The following is a 17,222-nucleotide window of genomic DNA, read 5'->3' as shown; positions in this document are numbered from 1 at the left end:
TGTATTAGGCTCCCTTCACAGCGGTACGAACCAGAACAACGCCGCCCTTGGGACCGGGGATTGCGCCCTTGATCAGCAGGACATTGTTCTCTGCGTCCACACCCTGGATAGTCAGGTTCAAGGTAGTGTGACGTGCTGCGCCCATACGGCCAGCCATGCGCATACCCTTGAACACGCGTGCGGGGTAGGATGCGCCACCGATGGAACCGGGCTTACGGTGGTTCTTGTGCTGACCGTGAGACGCGCCAACACCCTTGAAGCCGTGACGCTTCATAACACCTGCGAAGCCCTTACCCTTGGTCTTACCAACGACGTCGACCTTCTGGCCTGCTTCGAAGAGCTCAACGGTCAGTTCCTGACCGAGGGAATACTCAGAAGCATCTGCGGTACGCAGCTCGACGATGTGGCGACGGGGGGTAACACCGGCCTTCTCGAAGTGACCAGCCAGGGGCTTGGTAACCTTGCGAGAGTCGATTGCACCGAAACCGATCTGAACAGCTTCGTAGCCGTCAGTTTCCTGGTTACGGATCTGGGTAACAACGTTAGAATCAGCCTTGACGACGGTGACGGGCACGAACTTGCCGTCCTCGTCCCAGACCTGGGTCATGCCGAGCTTGGTGCCCAGCAGGCCCTTCACCTGGCGCTCGAATTTGTTAGTCATTAGATGCGATCCTCTACAGCTTGATCTCGATGTTTACGTCTGCCGGCAGGTCGAGACGCATGAGGGCATCAACAGCCTTGGGGGTCGGATCAACAACGTCGATCAGACGCTTGTGCGTACGCATCTCGAAGTGCTCGCGGCTGTCCTTGTACTTGTGGGGAGAACGAATAACACAGTAGACGTTCTTCTCGGTCGGCAGCGGCACGGGGCCAACTACAGTTGCGCCTGCGCCCTTGACCGTTTCGACGATTTTCCGTGCCGAAGAATCGATGACCTCGTGGTCATAGGACTTCAGACGGATGCGGATTTTCTGTCCCGCCATCTGTCGGACTCTCTTTCTTGATGTATTCCCTGTATCGGAGCTTTTGCCCCTTTGTTATAGCGCTTAAGGAACGCGATATATTCATCACGTGCGCCACTCAGAACGGACTGAATCCGGCTTTGCCGGGTTCCTCACCCCGCCTGAGTACCGACCCCCGAACTCGGGCGTGTCGCCTATTTTCTAGACAAACTCGTCCCGTCATCCTTCGGACCGGGTCATACGTGGGCCTACCTTTAGTGCAGGTAGACGCTTTGACAACGTCGTCAATTCTCTCAGAGATAGAGCGCTTACGCAATACAAACACGAGTTAAGTGCTTAAGAACACTTAACTGTCTCTGTCAATTTGAGGCACTTCCCTGAATGCAACTCTCAGGGAGCTTTCAATCTACTTTCAGTAAGTTCCATGCGCTTTATTGCTCGTAATAAAGCTTTTAGGTCTAAAGACTCTCGTATCGTAGAAGTATCACTACAGCCTAAGGAGAAACCATGTCTCAGCCGACACAACCTCATCAGGCATCCTCTAGCTCTCACTCTTCGTCTCAGAGCCCTCAGTATGCTCAGCCGCAAGGTCTCGGCTTGTACGTTCCCCCGTCCCTATCGAGTCCGTATCCTCAGCCTCCTGCGCAGCGACGCCGGGTCAATGAGGATATCTTCCTCAATATTGTTCTGTACATCGGCTCGCTCCTGCTCATCGGCGCTGCAGGTCTTTTTGTCACCTCGGTAACTTCTTCTCAGGATGAAACGGCTATCTTCCGTGTACTCGCAATGGCGCTTGGAGCAATTGTCTTCTACGGAGCCGGTCTGCTCACCTACCGTTTCGTAGAGCGCCTGCGTATTGCCTCCTACTCTTTTGCAGCAACGGGTCTTGCGTTTATTCCTCTGACCGGCGTTGCTATCTATGTCCTCAAGATTTGGACTGAAGGACGCTACATTTGGCTCCTCACGTCTCTGGTTGGCACTGCAGCCATTATTGGAGCCTGCGCCCTCATGCGTAACCGTGTGATGGCGTACCTGCTGATTTCGTTCATTGTTTCGGATTCATTGGCGGCTACGAAGGTAGCGGCTCTGCCTTTCGTTTGGTATTTTGTTTCACTGACTGCGGTTGCCACCGTTCTGGGTTTGGTTCTGCATTTTGCCCCGAATGCTGCTCCGAAGGGCATCCGCGAAGGTCTTGTTGATTCTTCCCGCATTTTTGTTCCGGCTACTGCCATCGCTATTTTCTTCTTCACCAACGATCTGAGCTACACGGATGCGGGTATTGCGTTTGCAGTCATGTCTGTGCATGCCATTCTGTTCACCTGGCTGAACGGTACGGCGGATTACTATGCCCAGGCACGTATCTACCCGATTGCGTCTGTTCTCTCCTTCATCATGGACTCGGATCACGGCCCGTGGTTCCCCAGCATTTTCTTCGTCTCGGTCCTGGTTGTTAACCTGATTTCTGCCTACGTATTTATTCCTCGTCTGCAGAAGACTATTGCTGGTTCTGCTCCTGCTACTGATGAACAGCCCGAGCAGGTTCAAAGCACCCCGGCTATCCCCTGGGCGAAGGAAGCTCCTCACCATCCCGCTCACAAGATGGAGTGGTTGCCGGCAATTGACGCATGCGTCGGCGTGTTCTTCTCTTTCTTCGCTCTCATTGATGCCTTCTTCACTGCTCATGCTGCCGATAGCCCTGTATACGCAACGCGCTGGAGCGCTTTCCTTCCTTATGCAGAAGGTAATCAAGGTATCTTCCCTGCCCCCTGGGTTATTGGTGTCCTCTGCATTGTGAGTTTCTTGCTGTACCGCAAGGCAATCCAGCCTCTGCTACTCATGAGTTTTGTAGCGCTCATTCCAGTTGTTGGCATGTACGCGTCCCCCGGCAATCAGGGTACTTTCTACCTCTTCTTTACCGCGGCAGTAGTCATCTATCTGGTCAGTGCTAAGGCCCCTGAGGCACGTACCGCTGGAGCGGTACTGAGCAACATCGGTTATGCCATTGGTATGATTCAACTCTTCCTCGCTCTCATTCCTGAGATGCAGACTTCTGAGTCGCTTTTGATGTTTGCGTTGGTCTGCGCCGTTATTGCGCTACTGACTTTTGTCCTCTCTCAGGGCGTTGCAGCGCAGAACGCAAGCTACCGTCTTGTAGAGATGTCGGTCTACCTCTTCTTGGGCGTTTTTGCTCTCTTCGTCGGGTACGTAGCTAACCATGCTGATGGCGGAGCGCATGGCCGATTCTGGATTGGTTTCCCTCTCTTCTCGGGTGCCGTCCTCTTCTTGAGCGTGCTGGGCGCTCTTATTCTGGCTCGCGCGTTGCGACTTTCGGACGTTGGGTCCTTCCGCTCCACGCTTGTCATGTTTGTCCGTATCGCGTTCTACTCGACTCTGCTTATCGCGACGATTGGCTCGCGACACTACCTGCTGTACGACTTGCAGAAGGAGTACATCGCTGTAGCACTGCCGGCGCTCCTGACCGTCGTCTACGGTGCGCTTGGTTTCTTTATGCCGGCTGGCTCTTCGATTCGTTCGGAACTACTCACCGTTGCACGATTCCCCATCTGCTGGTCTGTCATTCTGCTCGCTATCAGCGGCAATATGAAGGAATCGCTTGTAGACTTCCTCGTACTTGCCCTGCTGGCGGTTCAGGCGCTGTGCAGCGTGCTACTCTACGCGTACTCCAAGCGAAACTACGAGGCATACGCAGCAGCGACTTTCTTTACTCTTGGTTCTATCCTGAGCGTAGGCCGTTTCATTGGCGACTTTGATAATCTTCTGTTCGCAGTAGCAACTCCGATGATCTTCATCGCCGTATGGGTACTTGCACTCATCTTCAGGATCCCCCGCATGCAGATTGGTGCCTCCATCAGTATCACGACGTTCTGCATTGGTTCTCTATGGAATCTCTTCAACACGAGGGAAAGCACAATGGTGATGACTCTTCTGGGCTACTACGCTCTGATTGCCGTCGTTATCCTGTTCGTTCTGAAGGTCACGCTCCCGATTGAGGTCTTCGGTGTGAACGCTAATGTTCGTCCGCGCATCGCTGTCCCGGTTGGTAATACGATGGTTGATTTGCCGATGCACGGCCCGTTGGGTGCCCCTTACGCGCGTTTCCTGTCTCGTCGTCCCCTGAGCCAGGGTATCTATGCACCGGTCAATACGCTGCTGATGATTCCCGCTCTGGCGACGCTGGGATTCTACACTTTCGTTGGGCTGGTTTTTGAGCCCAGGCAGGTGGAGCTCAACGCACTTCTCTGGGGTCTAGGCGCTCTGTCCTTCGTGTCTGTCACCAAGGCGAAGAACCTGCCGATCGTCTGCACCACGGCGTTCAGCCTCTTCATTGCCCGTCTGGTCATTGATTACTCGAAGTCCAATCCTCTGAGCGTCATTCTTGAGGTTGCTCTCCTGATTATGCTGGCTGTTGTGGCCGCCAAGGTCCTCAAGAACTTCATCGCAAAGAGGCCTGTAGATACGCAGGTATCGGATTCTCCTCTGTACTGGGCTTTGGGCCTGCAGGTATTCCTCACCCTGGTAACGTGGGCAGTTCCCGCTGACGGTCCGGATATCGTGGTGCTGGTACTCGGCATTGCCCTGACTCTCCTGAGCGCTCTGCTGCTCGACCGAGTCTGGACCTATATCGCAACTGCGCTAGTCACCCTCGACCTGGCAATTTTGCTCAACGGTCTGAACCCGCTGACTCTGCTGATTATCTCTATTCTGCTCATTGCCGGCGTTATCTGGCGCCTGCTGGTGCGACAGAACAAGCAGGATGCAGCAGCTCCGCACCAGGATTCTGAGCAGCTCGGGAATTTCCCGCACACTCAAGATCAGCCGGATATGTATCCGCAGGGCAACGTCCAGATGCAGCAGCCCCCGGCTCCTCAGCAGGGCTACCAGCCTCTCCACGAGGAAAACCTCTAGCGATCAGCACACATAGGTTCTATTCCTACGGCATTCTGTAGTAGGATTAGCTATGTCCCTTCCGAGGGGCAGTCATTCGAATTGCGGTTCCCAGCCTTCGGGCTGGGAACCGTTTTTCTTTGTCCGCAGATTCTATATTCCATCTACAGGGTCTGTAGTCGCTCCCCCGCCGCAAGCCGGTCCGCATGACCCAGATTCTGTCTCGAGCCAGCAGATCTCTGAACGGAGTAGGCAATCGTTCCCCTACCCAGGTTCTTTCCATGTCCAGCTTCTTTCCATATCCAGGAGTTCAGAATCTACGGCTAGAAGGTACGGACATGTCATACCGCCGCCGAGGAGGGTGTTCCCTGCCGCTACAGATTCACCATGAACTCCGCTATCGGCCACGTATACCCCTTCAGAAGCCTTGAGCGGCTGCTGAGACGAACTGATAACGCTCAGAGCGGGGTTTTTATACAGCCCAGCAGATAATGTCGCTCTCTCCTTCGCCGGAGCCTTCAGCAACCCGCAAAAGGGCATAACAAAAGGACCCCCGCAGATGCGGGGGTCCTTGAGTATCGCTACCTGATGGAGAGTTACCTCTCCGGCAGATCTTTAGCGAATTGTCGTAAATTTACGGCAATTACTTGATGATCTTGGTAACGCGACCCGAACCAACGGTGCGGCCACCCTCACGGATAGCGAAGCCGAGGCCCTCTTCCATTGCGATGGGCTGGATCAGGGTAACGGTCATCTCGGTGTTGTCACCGGGCATAACCATCTCGGTGCCCTCGGGGAGGGTGATAACGCCGGTCACGTCAGTGGTACGGAAGTAGAACTGAGGACGGTAGTTGGAGTAGAAGGGGTTGTGACGGCCACCCTCATCCTTGGAGAGGATGTAGACGTTTGCCTCGAACTCGGTGTGGGGGGTGATGGAGCCCGGCTCCACGACAACCTGACCACGCTCAACATCGTCACGCTTCAGACCACGCAGCAGCAGACCACAGTTCTCGCCTGCCCATGCTTCGTCGAGCTGCTTGTGGAACATCTCGATACCGGTAACGGTGGTCTTCTGAATCGGACGGATACCGACAATCTCGACCTCGGAGTTGATCTTCAGGGTACCGCGCTCTGCACGACCGGTAACAACGGTGCCACGACCGGTAATGGTGAAGACGTCCTCGATGGGCATGAGGAAGGGCTTGTCCTTCTCACGCACGGGGTCCGGAATGTAGGTGTCGACTGCGTCCATGAGCTCCTCGACCTTAGCAACCCACTCGGGGTCGCCTTCGAGAGCCTTCAGTGCGGAAACGCGAACAACGGGAGCGTTGTCGCCGTCGAACTCCTGCGAGGAGAGGAGGTCACGGACCTCCATCTCGACGAGGTCGAGGAGCTCTTCGTCGTCAACCATGTCTGCCTTGTTCAGTGCAACCAGCAGGGTGGGGACGCCAACCTGGCGAGCGAGCAGAACGTGCTCGCGGGTCTGTGCCATGGGGCCGTCGGTAGCAGCAACCACGAGGATTGCGCCGTCCATCTGAGCCGCACCGGTAATCATGTTCTTGACGTAGTCAGCGTGGCCGGGAGCGTCAACGTGTGCGTAGTGGCGCTTCTCGGTCTGGTACTCGATGTGAGCAATGTTAATGGTAATACCGCGCTGGCGCTCCTCGGGAGCGGAGTCGATCATACCGAAGTCGCGCTTCTCGTTCAGGTCCGGGTACTTGTCAGCCAGAACCTTGGAGATTGCTGCGGTCAGGGTGGTCTTACCGTGGTCAACGTGACCAATGGTACCGACGTTAACGTGAGGCTTGGAGCGCTCGAACTTAGCCTTAGCCAAGAGTGTTCCTCCTAGAACGATTGAAAACATGCACGCGGATCTTCGCTCCGGCGCATCCCGTTATAAAACGGTCTAGCGTCTACAATAGCGGATTACGCCGCAGAGATGAAACTGTTCATGCTCTCAATAATGGATTTAATTGAAAATTTTAGCGTGGGCCACAGGTTTTTAGCCCGTGGCCCACGGGTGAGACGCGAAAATTACTCGCCGCGGCTCTTCTGGATGATCTCGTCAGCGACGTTCTTGGGAACCTCGCCGTAGCTGTCGAATGCCATCGAGAACACTGCACGACCCTGGGTCTTACCACGCAGGTCGCCAATGTAACCGAACATTTCGGTCAGGGGCACGATAGCCTTGATGATCTTAACGCCGGATGCGTCCTCCATGGAACGAACCTGGCCACGGCGGGAGTTCAGGTCGCCGATAACGTCGCCCATGTACTCCTCGGGGGTACGAACCTCAACGTCCATCAGCGGCTCGAGCAGGACCGGGTTAGCGCGCTTAGCGCCTTCCTTGAAGACCATCGAACCAGCGATCTTGAACGCCATTTCGGAGGAGTCGACGTCGTGGTATGCGCCATCGATTAGGGTTGCCTTCACGCCCACCATCGGGTAGCCAGCGAGGACACCGAACTTCATAGCGTCCTGGATACCAGCGTCGACCGAGGGGATGTACTCGCGAGGAACGCGGCCACCGGTGACCTTGTCCTCGAACAGGTACAGCTCTTCGCCATCCAGGGGCAGGGGCTCGAAGGAGACCTGCACCTTTGCGAACTGACCGGAACCACCGGTCTGCTTCTTGTGGGTGTAGTCGACCTTCTCGACTGCCTTCTTGATGGTCTCGCGGTAAGCAACCTGAGGCTTACCAACGTTAGCCTCAACCTTGAACTCACGCTTCATACGGTCAACGATGATGTCCAGGTGCAGCTCACCCATACCACCAATTTCGGTCTGACCGGTTTCTTCGTTCAGCGAAACGGTGAAGGTGGGGTCCTCAGCGGAAAGCTTCTGGATAGCGGTGGACATCTTCTCCTGGTCACCCTTGGTCTTGGGCTCAATAGCCACGAAGATCACGGGATCGGGGAAGGTCATCGACTCGAGGACAATCGGGTGTGCGGGGTCGCACAGGGTGTCACCGGTGGTGGTGTCCTTCAGACCGATTGCTGCGTAAATGTGACCTGCGGTAATCTCCTCAACAGGGTTCTCCTTGTTGGAGTGCATCTGGAAGAGCTTACCGATACGCTCCTTCTTACCCTTGGTGGAGTTCAGAACCTGCTGGCCCTGAGCTGCGGTACCGGAGTACACACGGGTGTAGGTCAGCTGACCGTAGAACGGGTGAGCTGCAACCTTGAACGCCAGTGCTGCGAAGGGCTCGTCTGCGGATGCCTTACGGGTCAGCTTCTCTTCCTCGTTGGAGGGGTTGGAGCCGACAACGTCCGGAACGTCCAGCGGGGAGGGCAGGTACTCGATCACAGCGTCCAGCATGGGCTGAACACCGCGGTTCTTGAATGCAGAACCACAGAGAACGGGGAATGCCTCGCCGGAGATAACCAGCTGACGGATACCCGACTTGATCTCGGGGATGGTCAGCTCGCCCTCTTCGAGGTACTTCTCCATGAGCTCTTCGTTGGCCTCAGCAACAGCCTCAACCAGCTCAGCGCGGTACTGCTCAGCCTTCTCAACCAGGTCAGCAGGAATGTCCTGAACCTCGTAGGAGGCACCCATGGACACGTCACCCTTGGCGTCGCCGGGCCATACGTATGCCTTCATTTCGAGCAGGTCAACGACACCGATGAAGTCGCTCTCAGCACCGATGGGGAGCTGAACAACCAGCGGGCGAGCGCCCAGGCGGTCGATGATGGTCTGAACGGTGAAGTAGAAGTCCGCACCCATCTTGTCCATCTTGTTGACGAAGCAGATACGGGGGACGTCGTACTTGTCAGCCTGACGCCAAACGGTCTCAGACTGGGGCTCAACACCTTCCTTGCCGTCGAACACAGCAACTGCGCCATCGAGGACGCGCAGGGAGCGCTCAACCTCAACGGTGAAGTCAACGTGACCGGGGGTGTCGATGATGTTGATCTGGTTGTCCTTCCAGAAGCAGGTGGTTGCTGCGGAGGTAATGGTAATACCTCGCTCCTGCTCCTGAGCCATCCAGTCCATGGTGGAAGCGCCGTCGTGGGTCTCACCGATCTTGTGGTTAATACCGGTGTAGAACAGAATGCGCTCAGTGGTGGTGGTCTTACCGGCGTCGATGTGCGCCATAATACCGATGTTGCGGACCTTGTTAAGGTCGGTGAACACGTCAAGTGCCACGTTATTCTCCCTAAATGAGATACTCCGAAAGCCTGCCGACTCGAATCGACTCGGCAGGCTCTAAACGGAGAATTACCAGCGGTAGTGTGCGAAGGCCTTGTTGGACTCGGCCATCTTGTGAGTGTCCTCGCGACGCTTCACAGCGGCACCGAGACCATTGGATGCATCCAGGATCTCGTTCATCAGACGCTCAGTCATGGTCTTCTCGCGGCGCTGCTTGGAGAAGCCAACGAGCCAGCGGAGAGCCAGAGCGGTGGAACGGCCGGGGCGAACCTCAACCGGAACCTGGTAGGTTGCACCGCCAACGCGGCGGGAGCGAACCTCGAGAGAAGGCTTAATGTTGTCCATAGCCTTCTTCAGGGTTGCGACCGGGTCAGAACCGGTCTTCTTCTCGACGCCCTCGAGGGCACCGTAGACGATGCGCTCTGCGACGGACTTCTTGCCATCCAGCAGAACCTTGTTGATCAGCTGAGTGACCAGAGCAGAACCGTAAACAGGATCGTTTACGAGGGGACGCTTGGGAGCGGGACCCTTACGAGGCATTACTTCTTCTCCTTCTTAGCGCCGTAGCGGGAGCGAGCCTGGCCGCGACCCTTAACACCCTGGGTATCCAGAGCGCCACGAACGATCTTGTAGCGAACACCGGGGAGGTCCTTCACACGACCACCGCGAACGAGCACGATCGAGTGCTCCTGCAGGTTGTGACCCTCACCGGGGATGTATGCGGTAACCTCGACGCCGCCGTTGAGCTTGACACGAGCGACCTTACGCAGTGCCGAGTTCGGCTTCTTCGGGGTGGTGGTGTACACACGGGTGCACACGCCACGCTTCATGGGGTTGCCCTTCAGTGCGGGCGCCTTGGTCTTAACGACCTTGGGAGTCCGGCCCTTACGGACCAGCTGCTGAATAGTAGGCACGTTTTCTCCGTTGCTTGATCGGGTTCTTCGTTAGAAAATCCCGTATAAACTTACTGGCCCCCATCACGTTGGATGGGTGCTCTCGGTTATCAGAAACGCTCGGATGCATATCCGGTTGGTTTCTATAGGTTCCTCGACATCTCGGCGAGTTCTCAAGGCTAAAATTCCCCACCATCAGAGGTGAAAAAGTTTTTGGGCACGCTTAAAAATGGCATTTAGGCGTCAGCAAAAAGCAACGCCAAAGGACGGTATCCATACTGCCATTGATTCATCATGCCCGTGCCCTCGGGAAATATCCCGCGTAAACCCACCGGGGGTGGATCCTTGTGCACCGAGCTCAAGTACTTCGGATAAGACTATACAGGTTAAATCCCGCTTAATCTAGCGCCAGAGCAGGGATTCTTTGCTTTTAAGCCCCCATCTAAGGGTAAAAACTGATGATTTACCTCACTTAATTACATCTTTGGGATTTACCGCTCCCCCGCGGCCTCCTCCACCACCTCTGTTTCTTTTGCCTCTTTGACGCAATTTAAAGCAGAAGGCCGCCAAGAACCTCTCAATGATTCTTGGCGACCCCAACAGATACGGGAGGCGAGCGCATATCTACACCCGCCTCCCGCAATCCCGCAAGAGAATATTCAGTTATTGGTCTGCCACAGTAGCTACTGGGCTAGGCCACCTGGAAGAGACTACGCCACCTGGAAGACTCGAGTCTGACCCTCAAACGGGGTGATAGTCTTCGAATTCTTCTTAGCATTGCCGTAGTAGCGGATGCGGTACTGCCCCTTAGGAGTATTAGCCGGCACCTTCCAGCGAACCGTCACCTGAGACGCCGAAACGCCAATGCGCTTCCATTCAAAGAAGGTATCCGGGTTGTTATCCCCGGTGTAGTACCTCCAGGTATTACCCACACGACGCTCAATCACGAAGTAGCTACCATCGTGATGCATGTTGTTATTGGGGTGAGCACCAGCAAAACGAGCCGTTACCTCTTCGCGGCCGGCAATAGCGTCCTGAGGCTGCTGAGTGACCTGGCCGTAACGCATACCAAACATGGGGGTATCGTAGACGACCTTACCCTGCAGGCTGGCTACCGGGCGACGATCATTCGGACGGTCGCCAATACCCAGTGGAGTGCCGTTCTTCAGCGAAGTTCCAACAACATTAATGGTCTGACGGAACGCACTGGAGGTGTAACGACCGAAGAGGGTCGCACCACCTTCATACTGCTGAGAGTCATACTCCTCAGGAGTCGTCACGTAGTGGTCGTAGGCGTTGGTGTAGCCCTGCAGAATAATATGCGATTCGGGAACACCGAAAAGCTTGGCAGCATCCTGGCGGTATTGCACACCTACCGCACCGGTGAACTCACCGGGCATACCCAGCAGGTAGTAGTCACCGAAGCGCATAATCTGCACCGGATACTTTTCCTGAATGATCGTTCCATTTTTTGCAGAGAAGAGAATACCCTTCGGCTGCTGGCAACGCGCCTGCGCGGCGCTCGGAGTGAACACCAAAGTACCCAGAATAGAGGGGCGACCAGAGCCTTCCTTATAAACAGCCCAACCACCACCGCCGTCCTCAGTGGAACCGGCACCAAACGGAGTACCCAGGAAGCCCTGGCAGGTGCGCTCATTATGGCCGCTACCGGTGTACTTGGCATCCACGTTCATACCCGAGAAATTGAAGTACGAAATACGCGAATCCAGACCCTTACCCACCGGAGTACCCGCGCTCTTGAGCTGAGAACGCACAGCATTAGCCTGCTTCTCACCCTGAATCTTCACATTCTTGAACTGGTCATTAGTGGGACCCTGACCAGGCCTCAACCAAGTATTCGGGGAAACATCACCAGCATTAGCATTTGCAAACGCCGCAACGAAACCATCACCGCTACCGGGAACATTGCGATCAACACCATGATCCTGAGTCTCCAGCAGATACTCCGCATAACCCTTGTTATCACTCGAAATCAGAGTATTCTTCGAGGTCAAAGAAGTCGGGTGAATCGCATACCAGTTCAACACCGCACGAGTCTTACCGTTGCGCTCCAGACGCAGAGTCATATTGGTCGGATCGGTACCGCCGGGCAACTTAGAACGCAACTGGGGAGAATCCAGATTAAACGCCTCGCGGGAACGGTTAGCACCAACACCGGTCAGCTTCGAAGACGAAATCGTCAGGTTACCCGGTGCCAGATCCTTGGTCGCCTGGCGGATTGCCTTCAGCGAACCGTCCACCTGGGCATTGAAGGTGTCCTGATGGAAACCCAGAGTCGTAATGTTGTACAGGCTCTGGTGCGTAATGCCACCCGGAGTCGCATGAGTGTGGGTCGCGGTAATCATAATGTTCGACTCGTCGTACGCGGAGCCAAACTCTGCACGGATGCGCTTCACCAGTTCATCACGCAGAGACTGCCAACCGGTCAGAGAGTCCAGAACAACGATGAGGTTGCGCTTACCCGAGGCGCGATCCACCGCAATAAAAGCACGAGCATACTGGCGAGTATGCACACCGCTACCCTTCTGGGAAGAGTCACCATAGCCCATGAAGCCGACTTCACCGGGCTCACCGGTAATATCCGCCGCACCCGCACCCACCAGGTAGGGGGTGGCGCTAGAGCTCTGAGAAGCAGGGGCTGCGGTCGCAACCTGACCGGCAGGAAGAACTGCGGAAGCCGCAATAAGGCATGCTGCACCAATGCGAGCAAGAGAGTGGGTGGGTGCCTTAAAACGCGAAAAAACAGAGGAGCGCTTTTGCTCCCCTGCAGACAAGGAGGAATTCTGTTCAGACATCTGAGGTCGAGATGCTCCGGAAGACAGTCGGGTACCCTGATTCGTCACCCGTCCGGAAGAGAATGGAGTGATATGCATGCTTTCAAGAATAGAACCTAGTCAAAGGGCTTTCCAAGTTGAATTAGCATTATTCAAATATAGAATATTTATTCTTTATATAACCCAAAGAAAAACGAGCAAGTATTCTATATATGGCATTATTAGGGCGAATTACAAGGGGTCTCACAATATTTGACCGCCATCTAATTTCTTGCCCATTCAAGAAATTTTCCCAGTTTGAAAAATCATGCACTCCAATAATTTTTTCATAAATAAATCCGTCCACTAGGCAAAAAATATGCAACCTTCCCCTGAAGGATAAAGAATATTAAAGTACCGGTTAAAAGAAAGTCGCCTCTCCCCCACCTATTCGTTAAACAACAAAGAACGCGGATACCCGAGACAAACTCGAATATCCGCGTTCTTTATCAAGGACCAAGCCGGGTCTCTAAACCTCCAACCTGCCCCTCACGGCAGAAGCCTTAGTCCAGACCACGACCGTACTCATCCAGCGAAACAGCCATAAAGCCGCCGTTGCCGTAAGTGTACACCTCGTTATCCATCTGGAATGCGCTCGGGTAACCACCAAAAGTGTCCAGAGCCTGCATACGCTCAGCAGTAGCCTGGGCGCTGGGCTCAACCTCAATATCGTTGTAACGTGCCAGACCGGTACCGGCGGGAACCAGCTTACCGATGATCACGTTCTCCTTCAGGCCGAGCAGCGGGTCAGTCTTCGCCTCCATAGCTGCCTGAGTCAGGACGCGGGTGGTCTCCTGGAAGGAGGCCGCCGACAGCCAGGACTCGGTAGCCAGCGAAGCCTTGGTAATACCCATCATTTCCGGACGGCCAGCTGCGGGCTTCTTACCCTCAGCCAGTGCCTTGCGGTTAGCAGTCTGGAAAGCAATGTTATCAACCAGCTCACCAGGCAGCAGATCGGTATCACCGGACTCAATCACGGTCACGCGACGCAGCATCTGGCGAACAATAACCTCAACGTGCTTGTCGTGGATTTCCACACCCTGCGACTTGTACACGCCCTGAACCTCGCTCACCAGGTGCTTCTGAGCCTCACGAGGACCACGAATACGCAGAACCTCCTTCGGATCAACAGAACCGGTAGCCAGCTGATCGCCAACCTGAACGTGATCGCCGTTCTGCAGCTTAGAAGCTGCACGACGCAGAACAGTGTAGGACTGGGGCTCGGAACCATCGTCCGGGGTCACCACAATCTTGTAGGACTTCTCAGTATCCTCAATGGTCACGCGACCAGACACCTCAGAAATCGGGGCAACACCCTTGGGGGTACGAGCCTCGAACAGCTCCTGAATACGGGGCAGACCCTGAGTAATATCGTCAGCCGAAGCCACACCACCGGTGTGGAAGGTACGCATGGTCAGCTGGGTACCGGGCTCACCAATCGACTGAGCCGCAATAATACCAACAGCCTCACCAATGTCCACCAGCACGTTCGAAGCCATCGAACGACCGTAGCACAGTGCACACACACCAATAGCGGACTCACAGGTCAGAACCGAACGGACGCGAACATCCTTCACACCTGCCTTGAAGAGCTTCTCAATGAGCTCATCAGAGACATCGGAACCAGCAGCAGCCAGAACGTTGCCAGCCTCGTCCTTCACGTCAACCGCAAGGGTACGACCGTGAATCGAAGTCTCAACATCCTGGTGCAGACCGCCATCCTCATCAATCAGAGGCAGAACCAAACCGCGGCGAGTGCCACAGTCGTGCTCGCGAACGATAACGTCCTGCGAAACGTCCACCAGACGACGAGTCAGGTAACCCGAGTTAGCGGTACGCAGCGCGGTATCAGCCAGACCCTTACGTGCACCGTGGGTCGCGATGAAGTACTCCAGAACCGACAGGCCCTCACGGTACGAGGACTTAATCGGGCGAGGCATAATCTCGCCCTTCGGGTTCGACACCAGACCACGGATACCCGCAATCTGACGGACCTGCATCCAGTTACCACGTGCACCGGAGGTCACCATACGGTAAATGGTGTTCAGACCACCGTGAGAGCTCAAGTTCTCACGCATAGCCTCTGCAACCACGTCGGTAGCCTCGGTCCAAACCTTAATCAGCTCCTGACGACGCTCTTCGTCATCGATGGTACCAATCTCGAAGTCGTCCTCAATTGCAGCAGCCTGCTTCTCGTAGCGCTCCATAATTGCCGGCTTCTCAGAAGGAGTAGCAATATCGGAAACAGCCACGGTCACGCCCGAACGAGAAGCCCAGTAGAAACCGGAGTTCTTCAGGTTATCCAGGGCACGAGCCACAACATCCATCGGGTAACGCTCAGCCAGATCATTAATCAGGCTACCCAGACCCTTCTTATCTGCCACGCCAGAGAACCAGGGGTAATCCTTCGGCAGAGCCTGGTTGAACAGAACCTGACCAACAGTGCAGTCCAGCAGCACAGAATCGCCGGGCTGGTAACCCTCCGGTGCTTCCCAATCCTCGGGAGCAACAAACTGGTCACCATCAAGGCGAATCTTCACCTTGGTGTACAGCTCAATCTCATGACGATCCATCGCCATCAGAGCCTCAGACACCGAGGAGAATGCATGACCCTCGTTCTTCTGACCATCGCGAGGAGTAGTCAGGTGGTACAGACCAATAATCATATCCTGCGAAGGAACAGCCACAGGGCGGCCATCCGACGGCTTCAGGATGTTGTTCGAGGACAGCATGAGGATACGAGCCTCAGCCTGAGCCTCAGGAGACAGCGGCAGATGAACTGCCATCTGGTCACCATCGAAGTCAGCGTTGAACGCGGAGCAAACCAGCGGGTGCAGCTGAATAGCCTTACCCTCAACCAGCTTCGGCTCAAACGCCTGAATACCGAGGCGGTGCAGGGTAGGTGCACGGTTCAGCAGAACCGGGTGCTCAGCAATAACCTCTTCCAGAACGTCCCAAACCTGCGGGCGGAAACGCTCAACCATACGCTTAGCGCTCTTAATGTTCTGAGCGTGGCTCAGCTCCACCAGACGCTTCATAACGAAGGGCTTGAACAGCTCCAGCGCCATCTGCTTGGGCAGACCACACTGGTGCATCTGCAGCTGAGGACCAACCACAATCACGGAACGACCCGAGTAGTCAACACGCTTACCGAGCAGGTTCTGACGGAAACGACCCTGCTTACCCTTCAGCATGTCAGACAGAGACTTCAGGGGGCGGTTACCGGGGCCGGTCACCGGGCGACCGCGACGACCGTTATCGAAGAGCGAGTCCACAGCTTCCTGCAGCATACGCTTCTCGTTGTTCACGATAATCTCGGGAGCACCCAGCTCCAGCAGACGCTTCAAACGGTTGTTACGGTTAATCACACGACGGTACAGGTCGTTCAGGTCGGAGGTCGCGAAGCGGCCACCGTCCAGCTGAACCATCGGGCGCAGTTCCGGCGGAATAACCGGAACGACATCCAGGACCATACCCAGCGGAGAGTTGTTAGTGGTCAAGAAGGCGTTAACAACCTTCAGGCGCTTCAGGGCGCGGGTCTTCTTCTGGCCCTTACCGGTCTGAATAATCTCCTTGAGAGCCTCAGCCTCAGCCTCCAGGTCGAAGGACTCCAGACGCTTCTTAATAGCCTCTGCGCCCATCGCGCCCTCAAAGTACAGGCCGTACTTATCAATCATGGAACGGTACAGCGCCTCGTCACCCTCAAGGTCAGCGACCTTCAGGTTCTTGAAGCGATCCCACACACGATCCAGGTGCTCAGCCTCACGCTCGTAACGCTTACGTACCGACGCGAGCTGACGCTCAGCGTTATCACGCAGCTTACGCTTCTCAGCAGCCTTGCCGCCTTCTGCCTCAATACGAGCCAGCTCCGCCTCAACCTCACGGCTGATAGCGTTCACGTCAGCGTTCAGAGCAGCCTCAAGCTCCTGCTTCTCACGGTCGTGAGCAGCCTGCAGCATCGGCAGATCCTCGTGACGAGCTTCCTCGTCAACCTTAGTGATCATGTACGCAGCGAAGTAAATGACCTTCTCCAGGTCCTTCGGAGCCAGATCCAGCAGGTAACCCAGGCGGGAAGGAACACCCTTGAAGTACCAAATGTGGGTAACAGGAGCAGCCAGCTCAATGTGACCCATACGCTCACGACGTACCTTAGAGCGGGTCACCTCAACACCACAGCGCTCACACACAATGCCCTTGAAGCGCACGCGCTTGTACTTACCGCAGTAGCACTCCCAGTCCTTGGTGGGGCCGAAGATACGCTCGTCGAAGAGGCCGTCCTTCTCGGGCTTCAGGGTACGGTAGTTGATGGTCTCGGGCTTCTTAACCTCACCAAAGGACCAACGACGGATGTCGTCGGCGGTGGCGAGGCCAATTCGCATCAAACCAAGCGAAGATTCGTTGGACATATCGGTCCTAATCTCTTTCTGTAAGTTTCTGAAGACTTGGGTTAGCGGGCGGGAACCCCACAACGCACG

9 protein-coding genes are annotated in these 17,222 nt (G+C 55.4%); 1 reads left to right on the top strand and 8 read right to left on the bottom strand.

What is annotated here, in order from left to right:
* Positions 1–4: 4 nt before the first annotated feature.
* The gene (gene rplC, locus HMPREF2894_RS01835) at positions 5–661 is read right to left on the bottom strand and encodes a 50S ribosomal protein L3 (RefSeq protein ID WP_005504955.1); all 657 of its coding nucleotides are present in this window, start codon (positions 659–661) and stop codon (positions 5–7) included.
* 13 nt (positions 662–674) lie between these two features.
* Complete coding sequence (gene rpsJ / locus HMPREF2894_RS01830) at positions 675–983, bottom strand: 30S ribosomal protein S10 (RefSeq protein ID WP_004005287.1); 309 nt, start codon at positions 981–983, stop codon at positions 675–677.
* A gap of 486 nt (positions 984–1,469) precedes the next feature.
* On the opposite strand from rpsJ, the gene HMPREF2894_RS01825 reads away from it, so the two are divergent.
* The gene (locus HMPREF2894_RS01825) at positions 1,470–4,889 is read left to right on the top strand and encodes a hypothetical protein (protein WP_049349251.1); all 3,420 of its coding nucleotides are present in this window, start codon (positions 1,470–1,472) and stop codon (positions 4,887–4,889) included.
* A gap of 622 nt (positions 4,890–5,511) precedes the next feature.
* Here the strand turns inward: HMPREF2894_RS01825 and tuf are convergent.
* The 6 genes from tuf to HMPREF2894_RS01795 form a co-directional block, all read right to left on the bottom strand.
* The gene (gene tuf, locus HMPREF2894_RS01820) at positions 5,512–6,702 is read right to left on the bottom strand and encodes an elongation factor Tu (RefSeq protein ID WP_005508397.1); all 1,191 of its coding nucleotides are present in this window, start codon (positions 6,700–6,702) and stop codon (positions 5,512–5,514) included.
* 200 nt (positions 6,703–6,902) lie between these two features.
* Positions 6,903–9,017, bottom strand: coding sequence for an elongation factor G (gene fusA / locus HMPREF2894_RS01815; RefSeq protein ID WP_049349249.1), 2,115 nt, complete (start codon positions 9,015–9,017; stop codon positions 6,903–6,905).
* 72 nt (positions 9,018–9,089) lie between these two features.
* Positions 9,090–9,560, bottom strand: coding sequence for a 30S ribosomal protein S7 (rpsG, locus tag HMPREF2894_RS01810; protein WP_005504941.1), 471 nt, complete (start codon positions 9,558–9,560; stop codon positions 9,090–9,092).
* Positions 9,560–9,934 (bottom strand): 30S ribosomal protein S12, encoded by a 375-nt coding sequence (rpsL, locus tag HMPREF2894_RS01805; protein ID WP_005504939.1) that lies wholly within the window; start codon positions 9,932–9,934, stop codon positions 9,560–9,562. Before rpsL ends, rpsG begins: the two co-directional genes overlap by 1 nt.
* A 689-nt stretch (positions 9,935–10,623) precedes the next feature.
* Entirely contained in the window at positions 10,624–12,729 is a 2,106-nt protein-coding gene (locus HMPREF2894_RS01800) for a neutral/alkaline non-lysosomal ceramidase N-terminal domain-containing protein (protein WP_049349247.1), read from the bottom strand.
* Positions 12,730–13,250: 521 nt separating this feature from the next.
* Positions 13,251–17,153 carry a DNA-directed RNA polymerase subunit beta' gene (locus HMPREF2894_RS01795; RefSeq protein ID WP_049349245.1) on the bottom strand — a complete coding sequence of 1,301 codons (3,903 nt, stop codon included), beginning with the start codon at positions 17,151–17,153 and terminating at the stop codon, positions 13,251–13,253.
* Between the last annotated feature and the right edge of the window lie 69 nt (positions 17,154–17,222).

Origin of the sequence: Rothia sp. HMSC066G02, assembly GCF_001813145.1 — a bacterium.
Taxonomy (GTDB): Bacteria; Actinomycetota; Actinomycetes; order Actinomycetales; family Micrococcaceae; genus Rothia.
This window is presented reverse-complemented; position numbering and strand designations above follow the sequence as displayed.

Coding starts and splice junctions, on each gene's coding strand:
- HMPREF2894_RS01800 (WP_049349247.1), bottom strand. CDS start 12,729: ATGTCTGAACAGAATTCCTCCTTGTCTGCAGGGGAGCAAAAGCGCTCC.
- HMPREF2894_RS01795 (WP_049349245.1), bottom strand. CDS start 17,153: ATGTCCAACGAATCTTCGCTTGGTTTGATGCGAATTGGCCTCGCCACC.
- rpsJ (WP_004005287.1), bottom strand. CDS start 983: ATGGCGGGACAGAAAATCCGCATCCGTCTGAAGTCCTATGACCACGAG.
- rplC (WP_005504955.1), bottom strand. CDS start 661: ATGACTAACAAATTCGAGCGCCAGGTGAAGGGCCTGCTGGGCACCAAG.
- HMPREF2894_RS01825 (WP_049349251.1), top strand. CDS start 1,470: ATGTCTCAGCCGACACAACCTCATCAGGCATCCTCTAGCTCTCACTCT.
- rpsG (WP_005504941.1), bottom strand. CDS start 9,560: ATGCCTCGTAAGGGTCCCGCTCCCAAGCGTCCCCTCGTAAACGATCCT.